Origin of the sequence: Mucilaginibacter psychrotolerans, assembly GCF_004519315.1 — a bacterium.
In the GTDB taxonomy this organism is placed as follows: Bacteria; Bacteroidota; Bacteroidia; order Sphingobacteriales; family Sphingobacteriaceae; genus Mucilaginibacter; species Mucilaginibacter psychrotolerans.
Map to the genome: position 1 here is coordinate 136,213 of NZ_SOZE01000010.1, position 22,958 is coordinate 159,170.

At 45.3% G+C, this 22,958-nt stretch carries 11 protein-coding genes; 9 read left to right on the forward strand and 2 right to left on the reverse strand.

Translation table 11 applies throughout. The features are described 5' to 3' along the window. The first annotated feature begins 195 nt into the window (after positions 1-195). From E2R66_RS12095 to E2R66_RS12115, 5 genes are all read left to right on the forward strand, one after another. Positions 196-4,389, forward strand: a complete 4,194-nt coding sequence (locus tag E2R66_RS12095) for a hybrid sensor histidine kinase/response regulator transcription factor (RefSeq protein ID WP_133230909.1) — start codon at positions 196-198, stop codon at positions 4,387-4,389. A 332-nt stretch (positions 4,390-4,721) separates the two neighbouring features. Further along, the gene (locus E2R66_RS12100) at positions 4,722-6,686 is read left to right on the forward strand and encodes a family 43 glycosylhydrolase (protein ID WP_204985910.1); all 1,965 of its coding nucleotides are present in this window, start codon (positions 4,722-4,724) and stop codon (positions 6,684-6,686) included. Between the two features lie 4 nt (positions 6,687-6,690). Further along, positions 6,691-7,983 (forward strand): glycosyl hydrolase family 8, encoded by a 1,293-nt coding sequence (locus E2R66_RS12105; RefSeq protein WP_133230907.1) that lies wholly within the window; start codon positions 6,691-6,693, stop codon positions 7,981-7,983. Positions 7,984-7,994: 11 nt separating this feature from the next. Then, positions 7,995-8,891, forward strand: coding sequence for an alpha/beta hydrolase (locus tag E2R66_RS12110; RefSeq protein WP_133230905.1), 897 nt, complete (start codon positions 7,995-7,997; stop codon positions 8,889-8,891). Positions 8,892-8,902: 11 nt separating this feature from the next. After that, a complete protein-coding gene (locus E2R66_RS12115; RefSeq protein WP_133230903.1) occupies positions 8,903-9,748 on the forward strand; it encodes a sialate O-acetylesterase in 846 nt (281 codons plus the stop codon). 60 nt (positions 9,749-9,808) lie between these two features. Here E2R66_RS12115 and E2R66_RS12120 read toward each other — a convergent pair whose 3' ends face one another. Then, a complete protein-coding gene (locus E2R66_RS12120) occupies positions 9,809-10,576 on the reverse strand; it encodes a response regulator (RefSeq protein WP_133230901.1) in 768 nt (255 codons plus the stop codon). Positions 10,577-11,238: 662 nt separating this feature from the next. Here E2R66_RS12120 and E2R66_RS12125 point away from each other — a divergent pair. The 3 genes from E2R66_RS12125 (at position 11,239) to E2R66_RS12135 (ending at position 19,614) form a co-directional block, all read left to right on the forward strand. Continuing rightward, positions 11,239-14,400 (forward strand): SusC/RagA family TonB-linked outer membrane protein, encoded by a 3,162-nt coding sequence (locus E2R66_RS12125; protein ID WP_133230899.1) that lies wholly within the window; start codon positions 11,239-11,241, stop codon positions 14,398-14,400. A gap of 28 nt (positions 14,401-14,428) precedes the next feature. Then, entirely contained in the window at positions 14,429-15,988 is a 1,560-nt protein-coding gene (locus E2R66_RS12130; RefSeq protein WP_133230897.1) for a RagB/SusD family nutrient uptake outer membrane protein, read from the forward strand. Between the two features lie 131 nt (positions 15,989-16,119). After that, complete coding sequence (locus tag E2R66_RS12135; RefSeq protein WP_240049306.1) at positions 16,120-19,614, forward strand: VCBS repeat-containing protein; 3,495 nt, start codon at positions 16,120-16,122, stop codon at positions 19,612-19,614. 244 nt (positions 19,615-19,858) lie between these two features. Here the strand turns inward: E2R66_RS12135 and E2R66_RS12140 are convergent, their stop codons facing one another. Next, positions 19,859-20,050, reverse strand: coding sequence for a cold-shock protein (locus E2R66_RS12140; protein ID WP_121226346.1), 192 nt, complete (start codon positions 20,048-20,050; stop codon positions 19,859-19,861). An 801-nt stretch (positions 20,051-20,851) separates the two neighbouring features. Between E2R66_RS12140 and E2R66_RS12145 the strand changes: the two genes are divergently transcribed. Continuing rightward, the gene (locus E2R66_RS12145) at positions 20,852-22,957 is read left to right on the forward strand and encodes an alpha-L-arabinofuranosidase C-terminal domain-containing protein (RefSeq protein ID WP_240049307.1); all 2,106 of its coding nucleotides are present in this window, start codon (positions 20,852-20,854) and stop codon (positions 22,955-22,957) included. Position 22,958: the final 1 nt, after the last annotated feature.

Genomic DNA, 22,958 nt, shown 5'->3' on the forward strand with positions numbered 1-22,958 from the left:
TCGGTGCATGAAAATTTATTTGCTTTTTTGATGAAAATAATTGTAAATTCAACAATTATAAACCACCTGTATTCCTAATTGACGTCTTGATAAAAGCTTCATCCAAAGCTTGTTTGTGTTGTGCCTGAAAGGGTGCGCCACACCTGTTCTTTCAAGATATTGCTGTATTTAGACGTTGCTAAATTTGAGAGAGAAATGCATTATTTTCAGCTGTTTTCGAGCCGGAAGGCAAGTTCGTTTTTGCTATTTCAGCTATCTGTTATAGCAATTACGCTATTTGCGTACCCCCGTAACGCGAATGCGCAGGAGATAAAATTCACGGCAATAACATCGCGCGACGGGTTATCATCAAACACCGTAAACGCAATACTGAAAGACGATGACGGTTACATGTGGTTTGCTACCCCCGAAGGTGTAGACAGGTTTAACGGAAAAGATATCAAGGTTTATGGTTTTCATAACGCAGGCCAGGGTAGTGTGCAGGCCAACGAAGCTGCCTCTATGTATAAAGATCGGCTGGGTAGGATATGGGTTGGTACCGTAGGCGGCGGACTTTATTTTTATGACAAACTTAACGATCGCTTTGCCTCCTACCCGGGACTGGGCAGGCAAGGCGGCGTTACCAATCCAAATCAATACATCAGGACAATTTGCGGCGACTATAGCGGGAAGTTATGGCTTGGCAAAATTGATGGTATCACTATATTGGATACGGCGGCAAAAACAACCCGCAGGTTTTTACCCGCCGGACGACACGGCGGCCAGCAGGCACCGGAAAATATATTGTGTTTGTTTGAAGACCGTCAGCACAGAATGTGGATAGGAACGTCAACTGGGCTTCACTTATTTAACCCCGCTACCGGAAGTTTCGCAACTTTTACACACGACAAAAACAATGTAAACAGCATCGGATCGGATAAAGTGAACACGGTAACACAGTCTGCCGACGGCAGGATTTGGGTGGGCACGTTTAAGGGCTTAACCTGCTTCTCAGCAGACCTAAAAACGTCTAAGAGTTTTAACTACAGTCCGTCTGATAACAGGACTTTAAGCGGTAACCTGGTATATAACATTGCCGTAGCCGATGCGAACAAATTATGGATTGGTACCGAAGGCGGGCTGGATATTATGGATATGCGCACGGGTTTGGTGCAGCGCTTTAAGCACGATGACCGCGAGGTATTTAGTATAAACAGCAAGTCTATCCGCTGCTTATACCTGGACCCTTGTGGTATTTACTGGTTGGGTACCTACGAGGGTGGCGTGAACAAGTACGACAGGAGCCTTACCTTATTTGATCTGAAACAGAATAATGGCTACGATGCCAAAAGCTTAAGCAACCCGGTGGTAACATCGCTTGTTGAAGGCAAACAAGACCAAATTTACGTGGGAACAGATGGCGGCGGGCTTAACGTTTTTGATACAAAAACACGCTTGTTCAGCCATGTGGATATCAGGCCGAGAGAAAAAATAAACTCGGCCGGCCTGCCAATTTTATGTATGGCGCTTGATGGTAAAGAGCAGCTTTGGCTCGGCACTTTCCAAAACGGCCTGTTTGTTTATAACACCAACAACGGCAGCTACAAGCAACTGAAGGCCGGTAGCGGAGCCAGCGATATCAGCAGCAACGAAATATTTTGTTTGAAATACGATAGCAAAGGCCAGATGTGGGTGGGTACTAACGGCAACGGTTTAAACAAGTACGATCCCGCGACCGGAACCTTCCGGAAATACGAGGGCACTTTCGGGTCCTTAGATCAAAAAAGCCTTCCTTTAAATGGGTACATCAGGGCAATTGAAGAAGATAGGGAGGGCAACATCTGGATCGGCTCGGTAGGCACCGGAATTGCCATCCTCAACCCAAAAACGCAAAAATTCAAACTGCTCAACTTTGCCAATACCGGTATGGCTATTGAAAGAGTTTTTAGTCTACTGCAAGACAGCCGGGGCAATATGTGGATAGGAACCAGCGGCGACGGCTTGTTTTGCTACAACATAGCTACCGGTAAATTAAAATCGTATTCCACTGCTAATGGCCTCGCAAGCGGCGTTATCCATAAAATTTTAGAAGACAATCATGGCAATATTTGGGTAAGCACCAACAAAGGGGTATCCAGTTTCAACGCCGGCCTAAAGCAAATTACCAATTACTCAAAATATAACGGGCTGCAGGATGCCGCGTTTTCTGATGGGGCAGGTTTAAAACATTCAAATGGTTCGTTGTTTTTTGGTGGCGGCGGCGGCCTTAATTATATCGACCCTGCAAAAGACGTTAAATTCAATAGAAACCCGCCGCCGGTATATTTAACCGGCCTGCAGGCTGATAATAAAGTCGTAACGCCGGGTAAGGACGCGCCGATAGCATCCAATATTGCCGTTGCTCAACAGCTCAGGCTCCGTTACAAGCAAGATTTTGCCTTAAGTTACAATGCCGTTAATTTTACCATACCCGAGCAAAATAGTTATGCTTACAAACTGGTGGGCTTTAATACCGATTGGAATTATGTGGGGACGGCAACTACAGCCTACTTCACCAATTTAAACCCGGGCGAGTACACCTTTATGGTGAAAGCCGCTAATAACAATGGCATTTGGAGCGAAGAAGTGGCCAGCATACACGTGAGCATACTGGCCCCGTTTTGGATGACCTGGTACGCTTATATAGCCTACGCTTTAATTGTGCTGGCCACTTTGTTGTTCATCAGGCATTTAGGCATTAAAAAGGTAAAAATGAAATTGGCCGTTGAGCAGGAAAGGAAAATGGCTGAGGAGATGCACCGGGTTGACATGATGAAGGTGAAATTTGTAACCAATTTGAGCCACGAATTCAGGACGCCTATTTCGCTTATACTCGCGCCCACCGATAAATTACTTGCTCATCATAACGACCGTCAAACTACCAAACAGCTTGCCGTTATTAAGCGGAATAGCCACAGGTTGCTCAACCTGGTAGATGAGATGCTGGATCTCAGAAAAATAGAAGAACACGAGATGAAGCTGAATCTTGCCGATGGTGAGATATCGTCCTTTATTAAAGAAGTGGTGGATTCGTTTTATGATCTTTCTGAATCAAAAGACATACAGCTTCACTATGAGGGCTTGCAACATCCTTTGTTCGTGAAATTCGATGCCGATAAAATTGAGCGCATATTGCTTAATTTACTTTCAAACGCTTTTAAGTTTACCCCTGCGGGAGGGAAAGTAAGGGTAGAAATATTGGAAATACCCGGAGAAGGTGCTAAATCTGCAGCTTCGCTGGCTATAAAAGTAACTGACAATGGCATCGGTATCGAAAAAGAGAATCTAACTAAGATTTTCAACCGTTTTTTCCAGGGGGAGAATCTGTCGGGAAGCTTAAATCAAGGAAGCGGTATAGGGCTTTCTATCGCGAAGGAATTCGCTGAAATGCACGGCGGCAGGATACTGGTAGAGAGTAAACCGGGCCAAGGCGCAGTTTTTACAGTAATGATTGATCTGAAACGGTTCGATGCGCAGCCCGCTACAGCTGCGCCAATCGCAGCAGCAGAGAATCTGCTAGTGCTTAACGGGCAAGACGACGACCCAATTGAAGAAACTAAAGCCAATGCCCCCTCTAAGCTGCGGGTACTTATTATAGAAGACAATGCAGAATTGCGAAGCTATATTAAAGAAAATTTAAAAAGGTGTTTCAAGGTAGACGAAGCAGCAGACGGCAAAGAAGGCTGGGAGAAAGTGCTATCGTTTCACCCCGATCTGGTGGTGAGCGATATCAGCATGCCCCATATGGACGGCATTACATTGACGGGTAAAATTAAGGCCGATAAACGGACGTGCCAAATCCCGGTGATTTTACTTACAGCCCTTACCGGCGATAAGCAGCAACTTTTGGGCTTGGAAACCGGGGCAAATGATTACCTCACCAAGCCGTTTAATTTTGATATTCTGAACCTGAAGATCAAAAATCTTTTATCTCAAAACAGCATATTAAAAAATACGTACAGTAAACAACTTAAGGTTACCCCCGAAAGTGTGGAAGTAGAATCGAGCGGCGAGAAATTCCTGAGTAATGCCATCAACTATATCGAAAAAAACCTTACTAAACCCAAATTTTCGATAGTGGATTTGAGCGAACACCTCGGCATGAGCAGAGGGGCGCTTTACAACAAGATATTTGCCCTCACCGGGCAGCCGCCCGTAGAATTCATCAGGTCCTACAAGCTAGATCGCGCAGCATTTTTACTGTTAAAGAGCGATATGACGGTATCGCAAATAGCGTATGAAGCGGGTTTTGGCACGCCTCATTATTTTTCAAAGTCGTTTAAAAACAAGTTCGATGTGCTCCCCTCAGAATACCGTAAAATGGTAGTTAAAGAGGATGCTTTATCCGATACGCCAGCCGCACACGCGTAGCAATTGCATCAGCTAAGTTTTAAAGTGCAGGAGCATTATTTCCTTATTTTAATGTCGATAATACATTTCTTGCAGTAAGATGTTAAAAAGTGTTATTCAAACCTTCTCTGTATAAATACTTTTGAACCGGTTAAGGGCATCTTAACCGGCTTACTAAGCTAATTTATAACCGTTCAGCAATTTGTAATTTTCCAGGTTCCGCTAAGTTTGATGCGCTGCCTATGCAGTGTTTATGATGATGCAGCAATAGAATGGAAGAATATCAGGCATGCCGCGCTGTGGTGTATTGTGCTTTTTTGTTAGCCTTAACTGTTAATATTAAAATTTTGGATATGAGGTATCTGTATGCGGTTTTCTTCTGCATGATTTTTCAAGTAATTTGCGTCCCTAAATTGCTGGCGCAGCATAATGCTGCTATCGATTCTTCCTCTTTTTATACCACGGTTAAAACGTATGTAAATCCTGTTTTGCCGGGAGATCATCCCGATCCTACGCTGCTTAAGGTAGGCAACGATTTTTATTATTGTGGCTCCACATTTCACTTTAACCCCTATCTGCCTATTTATCACTCTACCGATCTGGTGCATTGGGAGGTGATTGCGCGGGTTTTACCGGCAGCAAAGGCTGGCTGGGTTAACGATAGGCCGTCCGGTGGGATATGGCAGGGGGCAATCACGTACTTCTACGGCTCTTATTGGATATATTTTTCGGCAGGGGGCCAGTGGTTTTGTAAAGCCGATTCGCCGGCAGGCCCCTGGTCGGCCCCGGTTCAGGTAAAATCTAACCCCCAAACGGGCAACCTGGGTTATGATAATTCAATTTTTGTAGACGATGACGGCAAGCCTTATATGCTGATAAAAGACGGGCAGAAGGTGAACCGCATACAAGCCCTGGGCAAAGACGGCCAGTTAACCGATACCGTAATTAATATAGACTGGGTGAACGCCAAGCTACAATATAGCTGGGCAGAAGGCCCCGTAATGAGTAAACGTAATGGCTATTATTACTACTTTCCCGCAGGCGATGTATCGGGCGGCCAGTATGTGCTGCGGGGTACTGCCTTAACAGCAGATTCTACCAAATGGGAACGGCTGGGCGAGTTTTTTAAACCCGTTACCGATCCCAAAGCCGGCTTCCGTCGGCCCAATCATATTGCGGCACCATTTCAGCTTGCCGATGGCTCCTGGTGGACGATTGGGCAAAGTTATGAGAAATACACGGGAGATGATTGGTCGGGCATGGGCCGCCAAACATCACTGTTCCCGGTGCTATGGGAAGGTGACCGCCCCTGGGGCATGGCACCCACAACGCAACCTATTGTAAACCCACAGTTGCCAAAGTCACACATTCCGTGGCGAAGCGTTAAGACAGATTATTTCAACAAGGATACACTTGGGCCATGGTGGCATTTTTTAACAAAAAAAGCATCCGCCAGGTATTCGTTAACCGCGAGAAAAGGCTGGGTTAGACTTACGCCCGATACGGCTCGCACCCATTTGGTACAAAAGGAAACCGACCATTTTTATACTGCGGTAACAAAAGTTTCGTTGAATGCGCTCGAGCCTGCCAGCAAAGCGGGGCTGTACCTCACCAATGGCAATCAAAAAGTTATCGCGCGGCTATACTCCGGTTACGATAATGGTAAAAAGATCGTGTTCAGCTTAGATACCGCAACACGCTCTGTTGCCAATTTGGCCGGGGATGTAGTGTGGTTAAAGCTGCAGCGCGAACAGCATCTCCTGACTGCCTTTTACAGTGCCGATGGTAAAAAGTGGACCCAGTTGGGCCAGCCTATAAGTGCTGCCGGCCTTGATAAGGTTCAGCCTAATTATAATTCGTGGGTAGGTACCAGCGTAGGCTTGTTTGCCGAAGGTAAACCTGCGGATTTTGACTTCTTTATTTGTAAAGACGGATTGTCTACACAGCCTGCTTTGGGATATAGCAATTATTTCGGCGTGTCGATAGCCGATACTAAAGGTGGGGAGGCCGTAACAAATACATCAGCCCTTGGGGGATGGTTCATGATTTCGGGCGTAGAACTGGGTGAGGTTTCGCCGTCGGCAATTGCCTTAACGGTTAATTCGGCCACAAAGGGGTACCTGGAAGTGTGGCTTGATGATTTGCAAAGCGGCAAGCTCCTTTGCAAATTACCCTTTACACCAACGGCACCAGGTAAGTGGAGTGTACTTACCAAAGCCATACCTAAGGTTGGCGGACAACATGATCTGTTAATCAAATTCCCGGCCGGGACACCCAAGGCAACATTTGTTAAAAGTATCCGGTTCTTAACTAAATAAAGATATGCTTGTAAGAAAACTATCCGTTCTGTTGCTGCTCATTGGGCTTGTATCTGCATCAGTATTTGCCCAAACCCAAAAACAGGTCAATAAGAAAAATAACGCTGCGGCAAAAAAAGGCGTTTATGTAAACCTTTTCCGCAAGGCGGGCTACAGCCATGCAGATATAGATCAGAAAGTTGCCAAGGCGTATTACGACGTATTTGAAGGTCCTAACCGCGTTTTTTTTACTGTGGGTGATACACTTGGCTATGTAAGCGACATTAAAAACCACGATGCCCGCACAGAGGGCCTTTCTTACGGAATGATGATTGCCGTACAGTTGAATAAGAAAGATGTTTTCGACCGGATATGGCGATGGTCTAAAAAGTACCTCCAGCACCAGGATGGGCCAAGGGAGGCTTACTTTGCCTGGAGCATAAACACAGGTACCATGAAACGTAATTCGGAAGGCTCCGCGTCTGACGGTGAGTTGTATTACATCACCAGTCTTTTATTCGCATCTAACAAATGGGGGAATGATACGGGTATCGATTATTATAAAGAGGCGCGCCGCATTTTAGATGCCATGTGGAAAAAAGACGGAAAGGGTAATATTTATAATTTAATCAATACCGAGCATAAGCAGATCACCTTCGTGCCGGAAGGCCGGAACTACAACTGGACCGACCCATCGTACCATCTCCCTGCTTTTTATGAAGCATGGGCCTTGTATGCAAAAGATGGGCATGAGCAATTTTACAGGGATTGTGCCGATACGTCCCGTGTATTTTTCCACCGGGCTTGCGATTCGGTAACCGCGCTGAATTCTGACTATACCGAATTTAGCGGCAAACCCCATCCAACGCCCTGGATGCCGCCCGGTTTTAGGTACGATTCCTGGCGGGTTCCAATGAACATCACTATGGACTACGTTTGGTTTGGTAAAGACAAAGCATGGCAGCAGCAGTATGCAGTACGTCTTCAAAATTTTCTGCGGTCCAAGGGTATCGATACTTTTGAGGATCAGTTTAACCTGGATGGTTCGCGCCCGGCTTTTATTTTAAAGGCCGGCAGCGTAGAAAAGCTAAGGCATTCGTTGGGGCTGGTGGCTACTTCAGCTTCCGCATCTATTATGAACAAGGATAACGCGAGCCTCGATTTTGTGCGTGCATTATGGAATGCCAAACTCGAACCTTACGACGATGGATACTTCGACCCGTATTACGACGGCCTGTTATATCTCTTTAGCCTGATGCACCTGAGCGGGAAATACCAGCTGATAACCCCACAACATACAAATCATTTACCTCAATAATTTTAACCAAAATGAAGAAGTCATTACTAGTTAAGCAGTTGCTCAGTACAGCGGCAGCCTTGCTGTTTACCACTTGCGTATTTGCACAGGATATTGCCCACCAGGCACGGGCAGGGTTCGATGTTGTGCGCGCCGATATTCCCCACGGGAAAATAGATACCATCACCTACGACTCTAAAACAGTTGGCAATGCCCGTAAGGCCCTGGTTTATACGCCGCCGGGCTTCTCTAAAAAGATCAAGTACCCGGTACTATACCTGTTACACGGCATTGGCGGCGATGAAAAGGAATGGCTAAACGGCGGTACACCGCAAGTTATCCTTGATAATTTGTACAAAGATGGCAAGCTAACGCCAATGATCGTAGTGTTACCAAACGGTCGGGCCATGAAAGACGACCGTGCAACGGGCAATATCATGGCGCCGGACAAGGTAGCCGCATTCGCTACTTTTGAACAGGACCTGCTTACAGACCTGATCCCTTTTATCGAAAGCAAATACCCTGTTTTGAAAGACAGGGAGCATCGCGCCATTGCAGGGCTATCAATGGGAGGAGGGCAATCGCTGAACTTTGGTTTAGGCAACCTGGATAAATTTGCCTGGGTGGGGGCTTTCTCGGCTGCGCCGAACACCAAAAAGCCCGAAGAGTTGGTACCCGACGCTGAAGCTGCAAAAAAACAACTCAAACTGCTTTGGATATCCTGCGGCGCAAGCGATGGTTTATTGTCTTTCAGCAAGCGCACGCACGATTACCTGGTTGAAAAAGGCGTTCCGCATGTTTATTATATAGAGCCGGGCGTACACGATTTTAAGGTTTGGAAAAATGGCCTGTATATGTTTTCGCAGTCTATTTTTAAGCCTGTAGAGGTAGCCAACTTTGCTAAGTACGTTTACACCGATAATAAATAAACAGGTATTAGATGAAAGCAAAACTTCGGTTTTTTGTCACGGGCATATTCCTGTTTATCGCATCCGAGTGTTTCTCACAGGATAAGGATTTTTATATCTTCTTATGCTTTGGGCAATCTAATATGGAAGGAAATGCGCGGATTGAGCCGCAGGACACCACAGTCGACAAGCGTTTCCAGGTATTTGAAACTGTTGACTGCCCCAATTTGGGCCGTACGAAAGGTAATTGGTATCCCGCAGCGCCGCCATTGGCGCGCTGTAATACCGGCCTTACGCCTGCTGATTATTTTGGCAGAACGCTGGTTGCAAATTTGCCATCAAAAATACGAATTGGTATCATCAACGTTTCTGTAGCGGGGTGCAGGATAGAATTATTCGAAAAAGACACTTATCAATCCTATGTGGCCAAGGCCCCACCCTGGATGCTGAATATGATTAATGCATATGACGGTAACCCTTACGCGCATTTGGTAGAAATGGCCAAGCAGGCGCAGAAATATGGGGTAATAAAAGGCGTTTTGCTGCACCAGGGCGAATCGAACCCGAACGACAGCCTGTGGACGCAAAAAGTAAAGGGGATATACGGCAATTTACTGCACGATCTGCATTTGAAAAGTAAACGGGTACCCTTGCTTGCCGGCGAACTGGTTAATGCCGATCAGGGTGGTAAGTGTGCGGGTATGAATGCCTTTATTGCCGGGCTGCCTGCTTTAGTGCCACATTCGTATGTGATATCTTCGAGCGGCTGCCCGGCAAATGCCGATAAGTTGCACTTTACAGCCGAAGGATACCGCATAATTGGCAGGCGCTACGGGGAACAGATGCTGGCTCTTTTGGGCTATAAGGCTGCTTATTAAAGCTGCTGCCTGCTTTTAGGTGACCAAACAGACGAAACAGCCGAAAGCCGAATGTGGTTTTCACAGTTTCTGATGCGCGTGGCGGTATTCGGAAGGCAGGAGCCCGAACTTATCTTTAAAGATCTTCGAAAAGTAATGAGGCGTGGCGAATCCTGTTTCGCGCGCCACCTGCGCCGGGGCTTTGTTGGTATTGGTAAGCTGGCCTGCAGCTTTATCCAGCTTAAATGAGGTGATCAGTTGTATTGGCGATTTCCCGGTAAGTTCGAGTACTCTGTTATAAAGCGATACGCGGCTGGTGCCAAGGTATGCGCTTAAGCTGGCTACATTGAGGTTGCCGCTCGTGATATTCTCCTCCATAAAACGCGTTACGCCACTCATAAACGACTCCTGATTAACTTCCACTGCCGCAGGGAGCACCGTAAAATGCCTGCTGTAGGTTTTTTTAAGCAGATTGTGAACAGCCAGCAGGTTTTTTATCTTAATGAGCAGTATATCGAAATTGAATGGCTTGGTAAGGTAGTCGTTGGCGCCGGAGCTAAGGCCCCTTAACTGGTCATCGTGGCTGCTGAGGGCGGTTAATAAAATAACGGGCAGGTGCCTGGTACGTTTATCAGTCTTTATTTTTCCGCTCAGTTTTATGCCGTCTATCTGCGGTAGCTTAACATCGGTAATAATCAAATCAGGATGCAATGAAAGTACCTTTTCCCACCCATCCTGCCCGTCGGCTGCCTCAATTACTTCGTAAGTATCCTGCAAACATTCAACGATGTGATCGCGCCATTCTGCGTTGTATTCAATAACCAATAAACGATGATGTTTTTCCTGCATTTAGAGCTAAATTACAACTGCTTGTGTGCTCGGGGTGATTGTATCCGGGCATAAAGCGCTGCCTTATTTACGCGCGTACACAAAAACGGCCCCGTATCACCCCAAAAGGTAAACCTATATAACAACATTACGAAAATTGCCCGTAAATGAAAACGGGGTGCCCCGCATAAGCTGCGTTTAACGGGCGTATACAACGTTTTTTGCCCAAAAACTAAACAAACGTTGTTTAAATGTGGCAAAAAATTGCACCTGCTTTTTTTAGTGTGGTGTAATTTTACTTTTACTCTAACGAGGTTCAACAGCACCAGAGAGCGTATTTAACCAATTACTAAACATTTTAAAAACAACACTAACGGCCTGGCTTGCTTGCGCTTTTTTTTGGCAATAAAAATGCAATCGATTGCATTTTGTAGTAAAGCCAAGAAAAAAGATTCAACAGCAGGAGGTTCAACAACAACTGACTTTAGCCGGCATGGCCGGGTAAGCTATTATCATACTCAACCAATCTCAACCAATTAACCATAAAACCAAAAGCAAAATGAAAAAAAGGACCGACTAAAATTAAACAGATGATCAGGGGAGATCATACCCGGAAACGGATGTGCACGAATAAGCACAACCCATATTCTCCACTTAATCCAATTTTAAATTTTAACCAAATTATGAAAAGAAAATTTTTACTTAATCACAGCATACGGGCAACGTTATTAACAACCTTGTTTGGTATTGTTACATTACAGGGTGCTTCTGCTTCGGCATCAGCATCTAACTTTAAAAGTCCGCTGGCCGATGGGGCGGTAAAACCCTACGCCGCAGTTACCATTACAGGTAAGGTTACCGATGAAAACGGGGTTGGCGTACCGGGTGCTACCGTAATGGTAAAAGGCACATCCATTGCGGCTGCTGCCGACTTTAACGGAAATTATAAAATAACAGCTCCCGATGCAAACAGCACCCTGGTTTTTAGTTTCCTGGGGTATGTTTCAGCAGAGGTTGCCATAAACGGGCAAACCGTAATAAACGTTCAGCTAAAAGCCGATACCAAATCGCTTAACGAAGTTGTAGTAGTTGGTTACGGTACCCAGAAACGTGCTGCCGTAACGGGTGCTATATCTACTGTGAGTGGGAAAACACTTGCACAGCTTCCTGTGGCAGGTATCGATCAGGCTTTACAAGGCCGGGTTGCCGGTCTTACCGTTACCAATAACGGTTCGCCGGGTAGCGCGCCAATTGTATCTATCCGCGGTAACAGCTCCATCAGCTTCGGATCAGACCCATTGTATATCGTCGACGGATTTCCCGGTAGCATTGGCGGTATCGACCCTAAAGATATCCAGTCGCTCGAAGTATTGAAAGATGCGAGCGCGGCAGCCATTTATGGTTCAAGGGCTACCAACGGTGTAGTTATCGTGACTACTAAAAAGGGTGCCGCCGGCAAGGTACAAATCGATTTTGACTCATATGTGGGCGTGCAAAGCATCACCAAACGGTTCGATCTGTTAAATACAGACCAGTACCTGCAATATGAGCGCGCACTGAATTCTCCATCAGCAGTGCCGCCAAGGCTGGAACCGGCAAATTTCAATAAGCCTATTTACGAAGGTGCTTCTCAAACGTTTGCACAAACGAACACCGATTGGCAAGACGCGTATTTCAAAAACAACCAATTGCTTCAGCAGCACTCTGTTGCCATAAGCGGCGGTAATGATAACTCTCACTTCTATACATCTGCCGGTTATTTCGCGCAAAACGGTATAGCACAGGGATTAGATTTTAACCGGAAGAACTTCCGCATGAACTCCGACCACAAAATCCGCTCGTTTTTAACCTTCGGCGAAACATTCAATGCATCGGTTACGCATCAGCGTCTGGATGTCCCAGGGGGGAATCGCACCCCGATAACTAATGTAATCAGGATGTTACCTTATATCCCGGTTTATAACCCAAATAACGCGGGAGGCTTTCAGGGGCCGTTAAATAGTTTCGATGGTTCTGACCCTACCAACCCGGTTGAAGGTGCATTGATCAACGAAAACTATAACAATGGCTTTAACATCCGTGGTAATGCATTCATGACCTTGAAATTCACCGATTGGTTGAAATTTACTTCTACTTACGGCCTGGATTACGGCACAAACCTTAATGAGCAATACACGCCGATATACAATGACGGCGGTACATCAAGTTCACCAACTGCCACAATTAGTAAAGGCAGGAGTTCGGGCACAACTACGTTGTATTCTCAGCAACTTGCTTTCGATAAAACGTTCGCCAAACATCACGTATCAGGCGTTGCCGTATATGAAAGCCAGGGTACAAATAATTCAAGCCAGTCTTCAAGCGGCAACCAGTCAACCAATGCTGTTAAAACATTGCAAGGTGCTACCAACCTGTTTACCAACTATACAACCGATAGAACTTTACTCGTTTCGATGGTTGGCAGGCTTGCTTACGATTTTGACAGCAAGTACTTTATTTCAGGTTCGATACGCCGCGATGGTTTATCTGTTTGGGCTCCCGGTCACAAGTATCAAAATTTCCCTGCTGTTTCTGCCGGCTGGAAAGTTGACAGGGAAAGTTTCCTTAAAGATGTTACCGCTATCACAGAACTGAAGTTACGTGGTGGTTATGGTGTTACCGGCGTAAACGGTACCGCTTTAGGCCCATATCCATACTTACAGGCTATATCAAGCAACCAGGCAACTTATCCTTTTAACGGATCGCTTTCTGATTTGGGTAATGCTTCGTTTTACAACGGTTTAACCAACCTTTCACTTGCCTGGGAAACTACCAAGCAAACCAACATTGGTGTAGACCTGGGCCTTTTTGATAACAAAGTAACGGTATCTGCCGAGTTATACAAAAGGAAAATGGACCGCTTGATTATCAACGTACCAACACCATTAAGCTTTGGTTTCGGCGGTGCCGGAACAGTTGCAAACGTGGCATCGTTAGAAAACAAAGGTTTTGAACTTACCGTTGGGTATCACCAAAACAAAGGCGATTTTAAATGGGATGTTACCGGTTTATTTAGTTTAGTAAGGAATAAAGTGCTTGAGCTTAACAGCCCTAATGCATCTATTACTGCCGGTGGCGATGCTGATTTTGGTGGCGGTGGCCCTATCACCAATACTATCGCTGGTCAGTCTATCCAATCATTCTATGGCTACGTGGTAGAAGGTATCTTCCAAAACGCGGGTGAAATAACCGCGCATGCAACGCAACCCGGCGCTCAGCCCGGCGATATCAAATTTAAAGATCTCAACGGTGACAAGATCATTAACGATGCCGACAGAACTTTTATCGGTAGCTACCTGCCTAAATTCACCTACTCTTTAAACTACTCGGCCAGTTATAAAAACTTCGATGTAAGTATCTTTTTCCAGGGAGTACAGGGCAATAAAATATTCAATGCCGAAAGGATTATCCTGGAAGGTATGCCACGTTTATTCAACGCAGGTACTAATGTGTTGAAAGCATGGACACCTACCAACACCAACACAGATATCCCAAGAGCTGCGAAAGGCGATCCGAATGGCAACGTAAGGCCATCTACCCGTTGGATTGAAGATGGATCTTACCTGCGCCTGAAGAATGCTATCATAGGTTACAACGTACCATCAACCTGGCTTAAATCAAAAACAAACAACAGTTTAAGCAGATTGAGGCTGTATGTTTCATCGCAAAACTTGCTGACGTTTACCAAGTATTCCGGTCTCGACCCTGAAGTGGGCTCTAAAAACGGAACACTAACTAACGGTATAGATTACGGCCAATATCCACAGCCACGGTCATTCCAGTTCGGTATTCAGGCAACTTTTTAATCAGTATTCACTAATAATTTTATAAATTATGAAAAATAAAAAATTTTATATCTGGTCTGCGTCTACCATACTTTTGGTGATGGCTACCACTTACTCCTGCAAGAAAAGCGACCTCGATACGAGTAACGTTAATGCGGTGACTACCGATCAATACTATAAAAACGCAGGTGAACTTACCAAAGGCGTAAACGCAGTGTATAAAGCTGCGCAAGGCCTTAACCTGGTAGCCAGGGAGTGGTTCTTTATCCACGATCTTAGAAGCGATGAGGTATCAGCGGGCGGAAGCCAGTTAGAGGTGCCAAGGGCGCAAATGTTGGCCGGTACTTTCGATCCTACCAACAGCGTTTTGAACTCTGTTTGGAACGGCTGGTTCCAGGTTGTTTTTAGGGCGAATATTGTTTTAGACAATGCTCCGAGCGTAACAGACGATATCGCAATCAGAGATAGAAGAGTTGGCGAAGCAAAATTCATGCGTGCATGGGCTTATTTCGATTTGGTTAGCCAATGGGGTGGCGTACCTATTTATACCACTACTGTTAAAAGCCCAACCGGCTTTGTGCCGAGGTCTTCTGAGGCGGATGTTTACGCATTAATCATCAAAGACCTGCAGGATGCTGCAGCTGTATTACCGGGTAAATCAGGCACTGATAAAGGCCGTGCTACTAATGCTGCCGCCAATGCATTACTAGGCAGGGTGCTGATGCAAAATGGCGACTACGGCGGTGCTAAAGCTGCGCTGCTAAAAATACCAACCGCAGGTGCCGATGGTTATGCTTTAACCAGCCGTTTCCTGGATAATTTCGAAGAAGAAACAGAGTTTAACTCAGAATCGATATTTGAAATGGTGTATGTAGATAAAGGCGACAACGGCTTCAACTGGGGTGGCGACAGCCCGACCGAAGCACAGACCACTGTAAGAAACCAGGAATACAATCCGGTTGCCTGGAGGAATTTAATACCATCGAACAAGCTGTTAAATGAGTTTGAAAACGTTGCTACAGGTGCTGCAAAAACAGATCCAAGGTATAAGTTCTCGTTTTATGAAACCGGCGACTCGTACAACAACGGTGCATCAGTATTACTTGCAAGCGATCAAAACGGCGAATCATCAACCGTGAACGGTGTCACCAAAAAGGTAGGTTTCCGTAAATTTATGGTTATCTATAAAGAAGGTTTACCTGCTGCATCGTTCCACCCGGGTGGCAATAACCAGCGCATCTTACGTTATGCCGAGGTATTAATAAACCTTGCCGAGTGCGAAAACGAACTGGGTAATACCGCTGCTGCCATAGCCTACCTCAACCAGGTAAGGGCAAGGCCGAGCGTTGATATGCCTGCTTACCCAACCACGCAGTTCCCTGTTAGTTCTAAGGCAGAAGTAACCAAAGCCATCATGCACGAAAAAATGGTTGAAATGGCCGATGAGCAGGTAAGGAACGTTGATATCGTAAGGTGGAGGAAGAAAGGATATTTTACTACCGATCCACTTTCATACTTCAAAGCAAACAGGGATGAGTTATTGCCAATCCCTACAGCAGAATTGGATAATAATCCTGAACTAAACGGGCATCAAAACCCAGGGTATTAATTGATATTTATTAAATTACCACCGGGGGCCAAAACGGCTCCCGGTTTTTTTGTTCTTGCAGCATTATTATGAAAAAAATCTACTTCTGCCTTCTTTGCTGTTACTTGTATGCCGGTTGCAAAAAGCCCGCTATGTTCACGCAGGTTTCTTCCTCGCATTCGGGTATTCATTTCAATAACCTGATCACTGAGAATGATACCCTAAACCCAATTGACAATGCGTATGTATATAACGGCGGCGGGGTAGGCGTAGGCGATTTTAACAACGATGGCCTGCCTGATCTGTACTTCACCGGCAATATGGTTTCCAATAAACTTTATCTCAATAAGGGGGATTTTAAGTTTGAGGATGTTACCAATGCGGCAGGGGTGACGGGAGCTGGCCGTTGGGGCAGAGGTGTGGCGGTGGTGGATATCAATAATGATGGGCTGGCAGATATTTATGTGTGCAATTCGCTATCCGGCGATGTGCATAAACGGCAGAACCTGCTGTACATCAATCAAGGGCTTAACAAAGCAGGCATCCCTGTTTTTAAGGACGAAGCCAAAGCTTACGGGCTGGATATGCAGCTGCACTCCACCATGGCCGGTTTTTTTGATTACGATAACGATGGCGATCTGGATATGTATCTAACCGTAAACCGGCCGGAACCTTCAGAATACCCCAATAGTTTCAGGCCGGTAAGTCGCGATGGCACCGGCAGGAGCATGGGCCACTTATACCGAAACGATTGGGACGCGGCACTTAAGCATGCGGTGTACACGGATGTTTCGCAGGCCGCAGGTATTGCCATAGAAGGTTACGGGCACGGCGCTACCATTGCCGATATTAATTTGGATGGATGGAAAGATATTTATGTAACCAACGATTTCCTCTCGAGCAATATCCTTTACATCAACAACCATGATGGCACCTTTACCGACAGATCGAAGGCGTATTTTAAACATACATCCTTCAACGCGATGGGGCAGGATATCCAGGACATTAATAACGATGGCTTAGCCGACGTTTTTGAACTGGATATGAACCCTGCGGATAATTACCGCAAAAAAATGATGATGATGCCCAACAGTTATCAAACCATCCAAAATTTTAATCATTACGGTTACCAATTGCAATATGCCCGCAATACCCTACAGTTAAACCAGGGCCCAAGGGTTGGGGAGCAGGATTCCATTGGCGCACCCGCGTTCAGCGAGATAGGCTTTATGAGTGGGGTTGCTCAAACAGATTGGAGCTGGACACCTTTGATAGCCGATTTTGATAACGATGGCTATAAAGATATCATCGTAACGAACGGCTACCCCAGGGATGTAACGGATCACGACTTTATGGTGTACCGGTCTCAGCCTTATCTCAGCGCCTCCAAGCAAGAAATCCTTAAACAGATACCCGAGGTTAAAATCCATAATTATGCTTTTAAAAATGGCAAGGGCTTGCGCTTTTCCGATGAAAGCAGCAATTGGGGACTTACCGCGCCCTCGTTTTCGAATGGTGCTATTTATTGCGATTTAAACAACGACGGCAAGCTGGATTTGATTACGAACAATATCAACGACGAGGCATTTATCTACCAGAATACCGCCGCTAACGACTCCCCCGCGAACTTTTTTAACGTTAAGTTTAAAGGAGATAAGCAGAACCTGAATGGCATTGGCGCTATGGTGCGTATTTACTATGCTAAGGGATTAACGCAGGTTTATGAGAACAACCCATATCGGGGGTATTTATCCAGCCTACAGTCTATGGCTCAATTTGGGCTCGGTAATATCGGTACCCTCGATTCTGCGGTAGTGGTATGGCCCAACGGCGCTAAACAAACCATTACCAAAATAAAAGCAAACCAAACGTTAACGGTAAGCATCAGTGATGCTCAGGTTAAGCCAAAGCCAAACGCGACTCCTAATGCAGTTAAGCCGATATTTAGTAATATCACTCGTGCCAGCGGCATAAACTATGTGCAAAAAGATTCCGACCGGGTAGACTTTAACATACAAAAGCTTTTGCCGCATAAACTATCGGGCTACAGCCCGGCTTTAGCAGCAGGCGACCTTAATGGCGACGGCACCGACGATATCGTTATCGGCGGTAATTCTACCGAACCTGCACAAATACTGCTTCAGCAAAAAAACGGTAAATTCATTCAAAAGCTATTAACGGCTAATCCCGCCAACGGTGGCTTCTACCAGGACGGTGGCGTACTTTTATTTGATGCCAACGGCGATAACGCACCGGATATTTATATCGCCCGTGGTGGATATTCCGCAAAGCCCAATGCAGGTAATTATCAGGATAAGTTGTACATCAATAATGGCAACGGCGAATTTACGCTGCAACAGGATGCCTTACCGGCAAATTTTACCAGCAAGCTTTGCGTAAGGGCCTTTGACTACAACCACGATGGTAAGCTTGATCTTTTTGTATCGGGCCGTGTAGAACCCTGGCGGTACCCTAAACCCGTAAGCAGCCTTATCCTGAGGAATGATAGTGGAAATGGTAACGCGAAATTTACCGATGTTACAGCAGAAGTTGCCCCGGCATTAAAAGATATTGGTTTGGTATGCGATGCGCTGTTTACAGATTATGATGGCGACGGCAACACCGACCTTTTGCTGGCAGGCGAATGGATGCCCCTCACGTTTTTAAAATATAGCCATGGTAAGTTTATCAACGCCACTTCAACGACGGGCGTAGGAGATAACCCCGGCTGGTGGAATTCTATCGTAGCCGGCGATTTCAGGCACACCGGGCGGATAGATTACATCGTAGGTAATAGCGGCCTCAACAGCCTTTACCAGGCAAACAGCGAGCAGCCCGTTTACATCACCGCAAAAGATTTTGATAAACGCGACAGGTACGATGCCTTCACTTCGCTTTATCTGCCAGGAAAAGATGGCGTAATGCGCGAGTACCCGGCAAACGTGCGCGACGATGCTTTTAAGCAAATGATAAGCCTCCGAACCAAATTCACCAATTATCACAGCTATGCCGAAGCAACGCTGCAAGATTTATTTAGCGATGAGCAGCTGAAGGGTGCCTTAAGGCTTAAAGCAACCGAACTGCGGTCATGCTATTTCAGGAACGACGGCCATGGAAAGTTTACGGTAATCCCTCTGCCCGACGAAGCACAGGCATCGGTATTAAATGGTATGGTTGCCGATGATTTAGACGGAGACGGCAATATTGATCTGGTACTTAACGGGAATGATTTTTCTACAGATGTATCCATCGGGCAATCTGATGCCCTGAACGGTTTGTTCCTGAAAGGCGATGGTAAAGGCGGTTTCCGTCCGCTAAATATATTGCAAAGCGGTATTTACCTTCCTGGTGATGGCAAGGCGCTTGTAAAACTTCGCGGAAGCAACGATAGCTATTTACTGGCGGCAAGCGAACATACCGGGCCTTTGCGGTTGTTTAAACTAAACACAAAAAACAGGCTTATAAATATTTTGCCACAGGATAAAAGCGCTGTAATCACAGATAAGAACGGGCGTGTTACCCGACAGGAGTTTTATCATGGAACTTCCTTCCTGTCGCAATCTGCAAGGTTTATTTCGGTAGATAATAACGTAAGGGAAATTGCCATAACAGATAATAACGGCAAGGTTAGGAAGCTGACATTTTAAGGTGATCGAATGCTCCTTTGAGAGTATCAACAAAGCGGGGGGTATATTGAGCACTTCAATTTAGCCTTTTAATGAAAATGCTTGGCCTGGCTGCATTTTAGAATAGGCTGGTTAGGTAATTGATGGGATTTGAGCACCCGTCAGTGATACCGAATCTTCATTCATACTAAGTATGATGAAAAAGATGCCTACAAAAAAAGCACCTTCCTTACCGGAAGATGCTTCACAATGATTATATAGTGTATTAAGCTATTTTTACATTTACTGCGTTTGGTCCTTTACGACCTTCTTCAACGTCGTAACTAACCGCGCTGTTCTCGCGAATGTTGTCAATCAGACCTGTTGAATGAACGAAGATTTCGCTTCCACCATTGTTAGGTGTGATAAATCCGAAGCCTTTTGTTTCATTAAAAAATTTTACTGTTCCTTGTTGCATTGTATTGTTATAAATAATAAGTCTGCAAGTTACGCAAAGTTATTGGTGTATTTTCTTTTTGGTAAAAATATTTAAATTTTATTTAATTGGATACTTATTTCGCTTGTAAATAGACCTTGAATTCCGAACCTTTACCTAACTCGCTTTTTTACACAATTTTCCCGCCTGAATTAGTAACGATTTCGTTTACCAAACACAACCCGATACCCGAACCTTCAACCGTGTCGCCTATACGGCTATATTCTGAGAATGCATCTTTGCGCTTGGTTTTATCAATGCTGATACCGTTGTGAATTAAACAGGGATAATTCCAGGTGGAATTTCAGCCCTCAAAAAAAATACCCGTTGCAAGTGTGACGGCAAATGACAGCTAAACAGTTCAAGTTTAGATTTTATGATTAAGATTAGTAACTGCTGATTTTTACTAGGAGTAAACGTACCGAATAGTATTTATTAATTGTATAAATAACAATTAATGTAATTGATTATTTTGCTGGTAAATATTTTGTTACTTACGCAGGGATTAACTCCTGTAACTTTCTTTTTTGGTACCCAAGTCGGCCTGGATTTATCGTTCCGTGTATTCGGTATAGCTGAATATAATAGCTTGATTTGAATATAAAAAACCGTCATTATTGTGATCAGCCTACGAAACAGCGGCATAGGCGTATAATGTACTATCGTTTTCTGAACGATATTTTATATTATTTCTAATAATTGGTTTTTTATTTAAAAAATCCTGTTAAGTTTGCTTATCAATTTAAGTGTATAAAACACATTTAATAAACCAAAAAACCAATTATGATGAAGCCGTGCACCATTTTTAGCTTGTGCGTATTTTTGCTTGTTACCACCAACCTGGTAGCACAAAACCCTAAATTAACACTCGATTTAACCAAACCCGGGGTAACTGTTAGTCAGCAGTTGTATGGGCTGATGACCGAAGAAATTAACCATGCTTACGATGGCGGTTTATACGGCGAATTGATAAGGAACCGGGTGTTTAAAGATAACCCGAATACGCCAGAAGCCTGGAGCCTTGTGCAGGAGGGGGAAGGTAAACCGTCGATACAGTTAGTTGCGCCTGATCCTGATAAGGTTGCCATGGATCAACGAGGGCATGCCATCAACAGTTCGCTTACCACCTGCTTAAAACTGGTTGTTGAAACCGATGGCGGCAGGGCAGGGATTGCCAACGAGGGTTATTGGGGTATCCCGGTAACGCCAAATACTACCTATAAAGCTTCTTTTTATATAAAAGGCCTGGGCAGTGCGCCTCCACGCCGCCGCCCGGATGGTGCTGCTTCAACCACGCCTGTTATCGAAAATAACACAGCCGGCCCTATAACCGTTACCATAGAAAGTAACGATGGTAAAACCGTGTACGCTACTGGTGTGATTACCCTGGCCAAAAGTAACTTTTGGAAAAAATACGAATTGCAATTAACTACAGCATCTGATATAAAGCCCACTGCGGATGCGCGTTTTGTAATATCCACCAACAGAAAGGGCGTTTATTATTTTAACCTTGTGTCCTTGTTTCCGCCAACTTATAACAACCGCGCTAACGGTAACCGTATTGATATTATGAAATTGATGGCCGATATGAAACCCGCTTTTTTAAGGTTTCCGGGTGGCAATTTCCTTGAGGGGCCGAAGTTGAACGATGCCTTTCCCTGGAAGACAACCTTAGGGCCGCTCGAAAACCGGCCAGGGCATAAAGGTTCCTGGGGCTACCGCGCAACCGACGGTATGGGTTTGCTGGAGTTTTTGGAATGGTGCGAAGATTTAAAGATGGAGCCTTTGCTGGCTGTGTACGCTGGTTACTCGCTCGATGGCGACCACGTAGATGCCGGCCCCTTATTGAAACCATATATTGAGGATGCCTTAAACGAAATTGAATATGTTACCGGTGATATACATACTTACTGGGGGGCAAAGCGCGCTGCCGACGGCCACCCCGCTCCGTTTAAATTACAGTACGTAGAAATTGGTAACGAAGATGGCTTCGACGGATCTGGAAGCTACGATGGGCGTTTCGCACAATTCAATGATGCTATTAAGGCCAAATATCCTGCCTTAAAGTGTATCGCCACCATTGGCGGCAAAGATTTCCTGGGCACGCGCGGTAAATTAACCATACGCAAACCGGAGATTGTTGATGAGCACTATTACCGCAATGCCTGGGAGATGGAAGAGGATGCCGCTCATTATGATAATTACGACCGTAAAGGTTACAAGGTATTTGTTGGCGAATGGGCAACAAGAGAAGGCGCACCAACTACCAACCTGAATGCAGCCCTTGGCGATGCCGCCTGGATGACCGGTATGGAGCGTAATTCAGATCTGGTTATTCTATCGTGCTATGCACCGCTGTTTGTGAATGTAAACACCGCTACAGCTACCGCGCCAAAGGCCTGGCAATGGGATTCGGACCTGATTGGCTATAATGCTTTAACAAGCTTTGGTTCCCCGTCTTATCACGTACAAAAACTATTCAGCAATTATATAGGCAATAAGGTTGTCCCCTTAACAGGCATTAATATACCTACCCAAACCAGGCCCGCAACTAAAAGAGATAGCGCGGCTAATAAAATGCCGCCGCCTATACCGGGTATGTTTTACGTAGCCACAAAAGACACCAAAACAGGCAAGATATTTTTAAAGGTGGTAAATGCTACCGGCAAGCCGCAACAGGTAGATATTGAATTGAATGGTGTGGTTAAGTTATCGGCAGAGGGCACCCTGATCGTTATAAAGGGCGATAAACCGGAGGATACCAATACGATTGATAACCCGGATAAGATAGTCCCCGTTTCATCGGTTGTAAAAGGACTCAGTAAGAAGTTTACCAGGACCTTCGATCCATATTCGGTAAGCGTACTTCAAATGAATACGGTTAAATAAT

Coding starts and splice junctions, on each gene's coding strand:
- E2R66_RS12095 (WP_133230909.1), top strand. CDS start 196: ATGCATTATTTTCAGCTGTTTTCGAGCCGGAAGGCAAGTTCGTTTTTG.
- E2R66_RS12100 (WP_204985910.1), top strand. CDS start 4,722: ATGAGGTATCTGTATGCGGTTTTCTTCTGCATGATTTTTCAAGTAATT.
- E2R66_RS12105 (WP_133230907.1), top strand. CDS start 6,691: ATGCTTGTAAGAAAACTATCCGTTCTGTTGCTGCTCATTGGGCTTGTA.
- E2R66_RS12110 (WP_133230905.1), top strand. CDS start 7,995: ATGAAGAAGTCATTACTAGTTAAGCAGTTGCTCAGTACAGCGGCAGCC.
- E2R66_RS12115 (WP_133230903.1), top strand. CDS start 8,903: ATGAAAGCAAAACTTCGGTTTTTTGTCACGGGCATATTCCTGTTTATC.
- E2R66_RS12120 (WP_133230901.1), bottom strand. CDS start 10,576: ATGCAGGAAAAACATCATCGTTTATTGGTTATTGAATACAACGCAGAA.
- E2R66_RS12125 (WP_133230899.1), top strand. CDS start 11,239: ATGAAAAGAAAATTTTTACTTAATCACAGCATACGGGCAACGTTATTA.
- E2R66_RS12130 (WP_133230897.1), top strand. CDS start 14,429: ATGAAAAATAAAAAATTTTATATCTGGTCTGCGTCTACCATACTTTTG.
- E2R66_RS12135 (WP_240049306.1), top strand. CDS start 16,120: ATGTTCACGCAGGTTTCTTCCTCGCATTCGGGTATTCATTTCAATAAC.
- E2R66_RS12140 (WP_121226346.1), bottom strand. CDS start 20,050: ATGCAACAAGGAACAGTAAAATTTTTTAATGAAACAAAAGGCTTCGGA.
- E2R66_RS12145 (WP_240049307.1), top strand. CDS start 20,852: ATGATGAAGCCGTGCACCATTTTTAGCTTGTGCGTATTTTTGCTTGTT.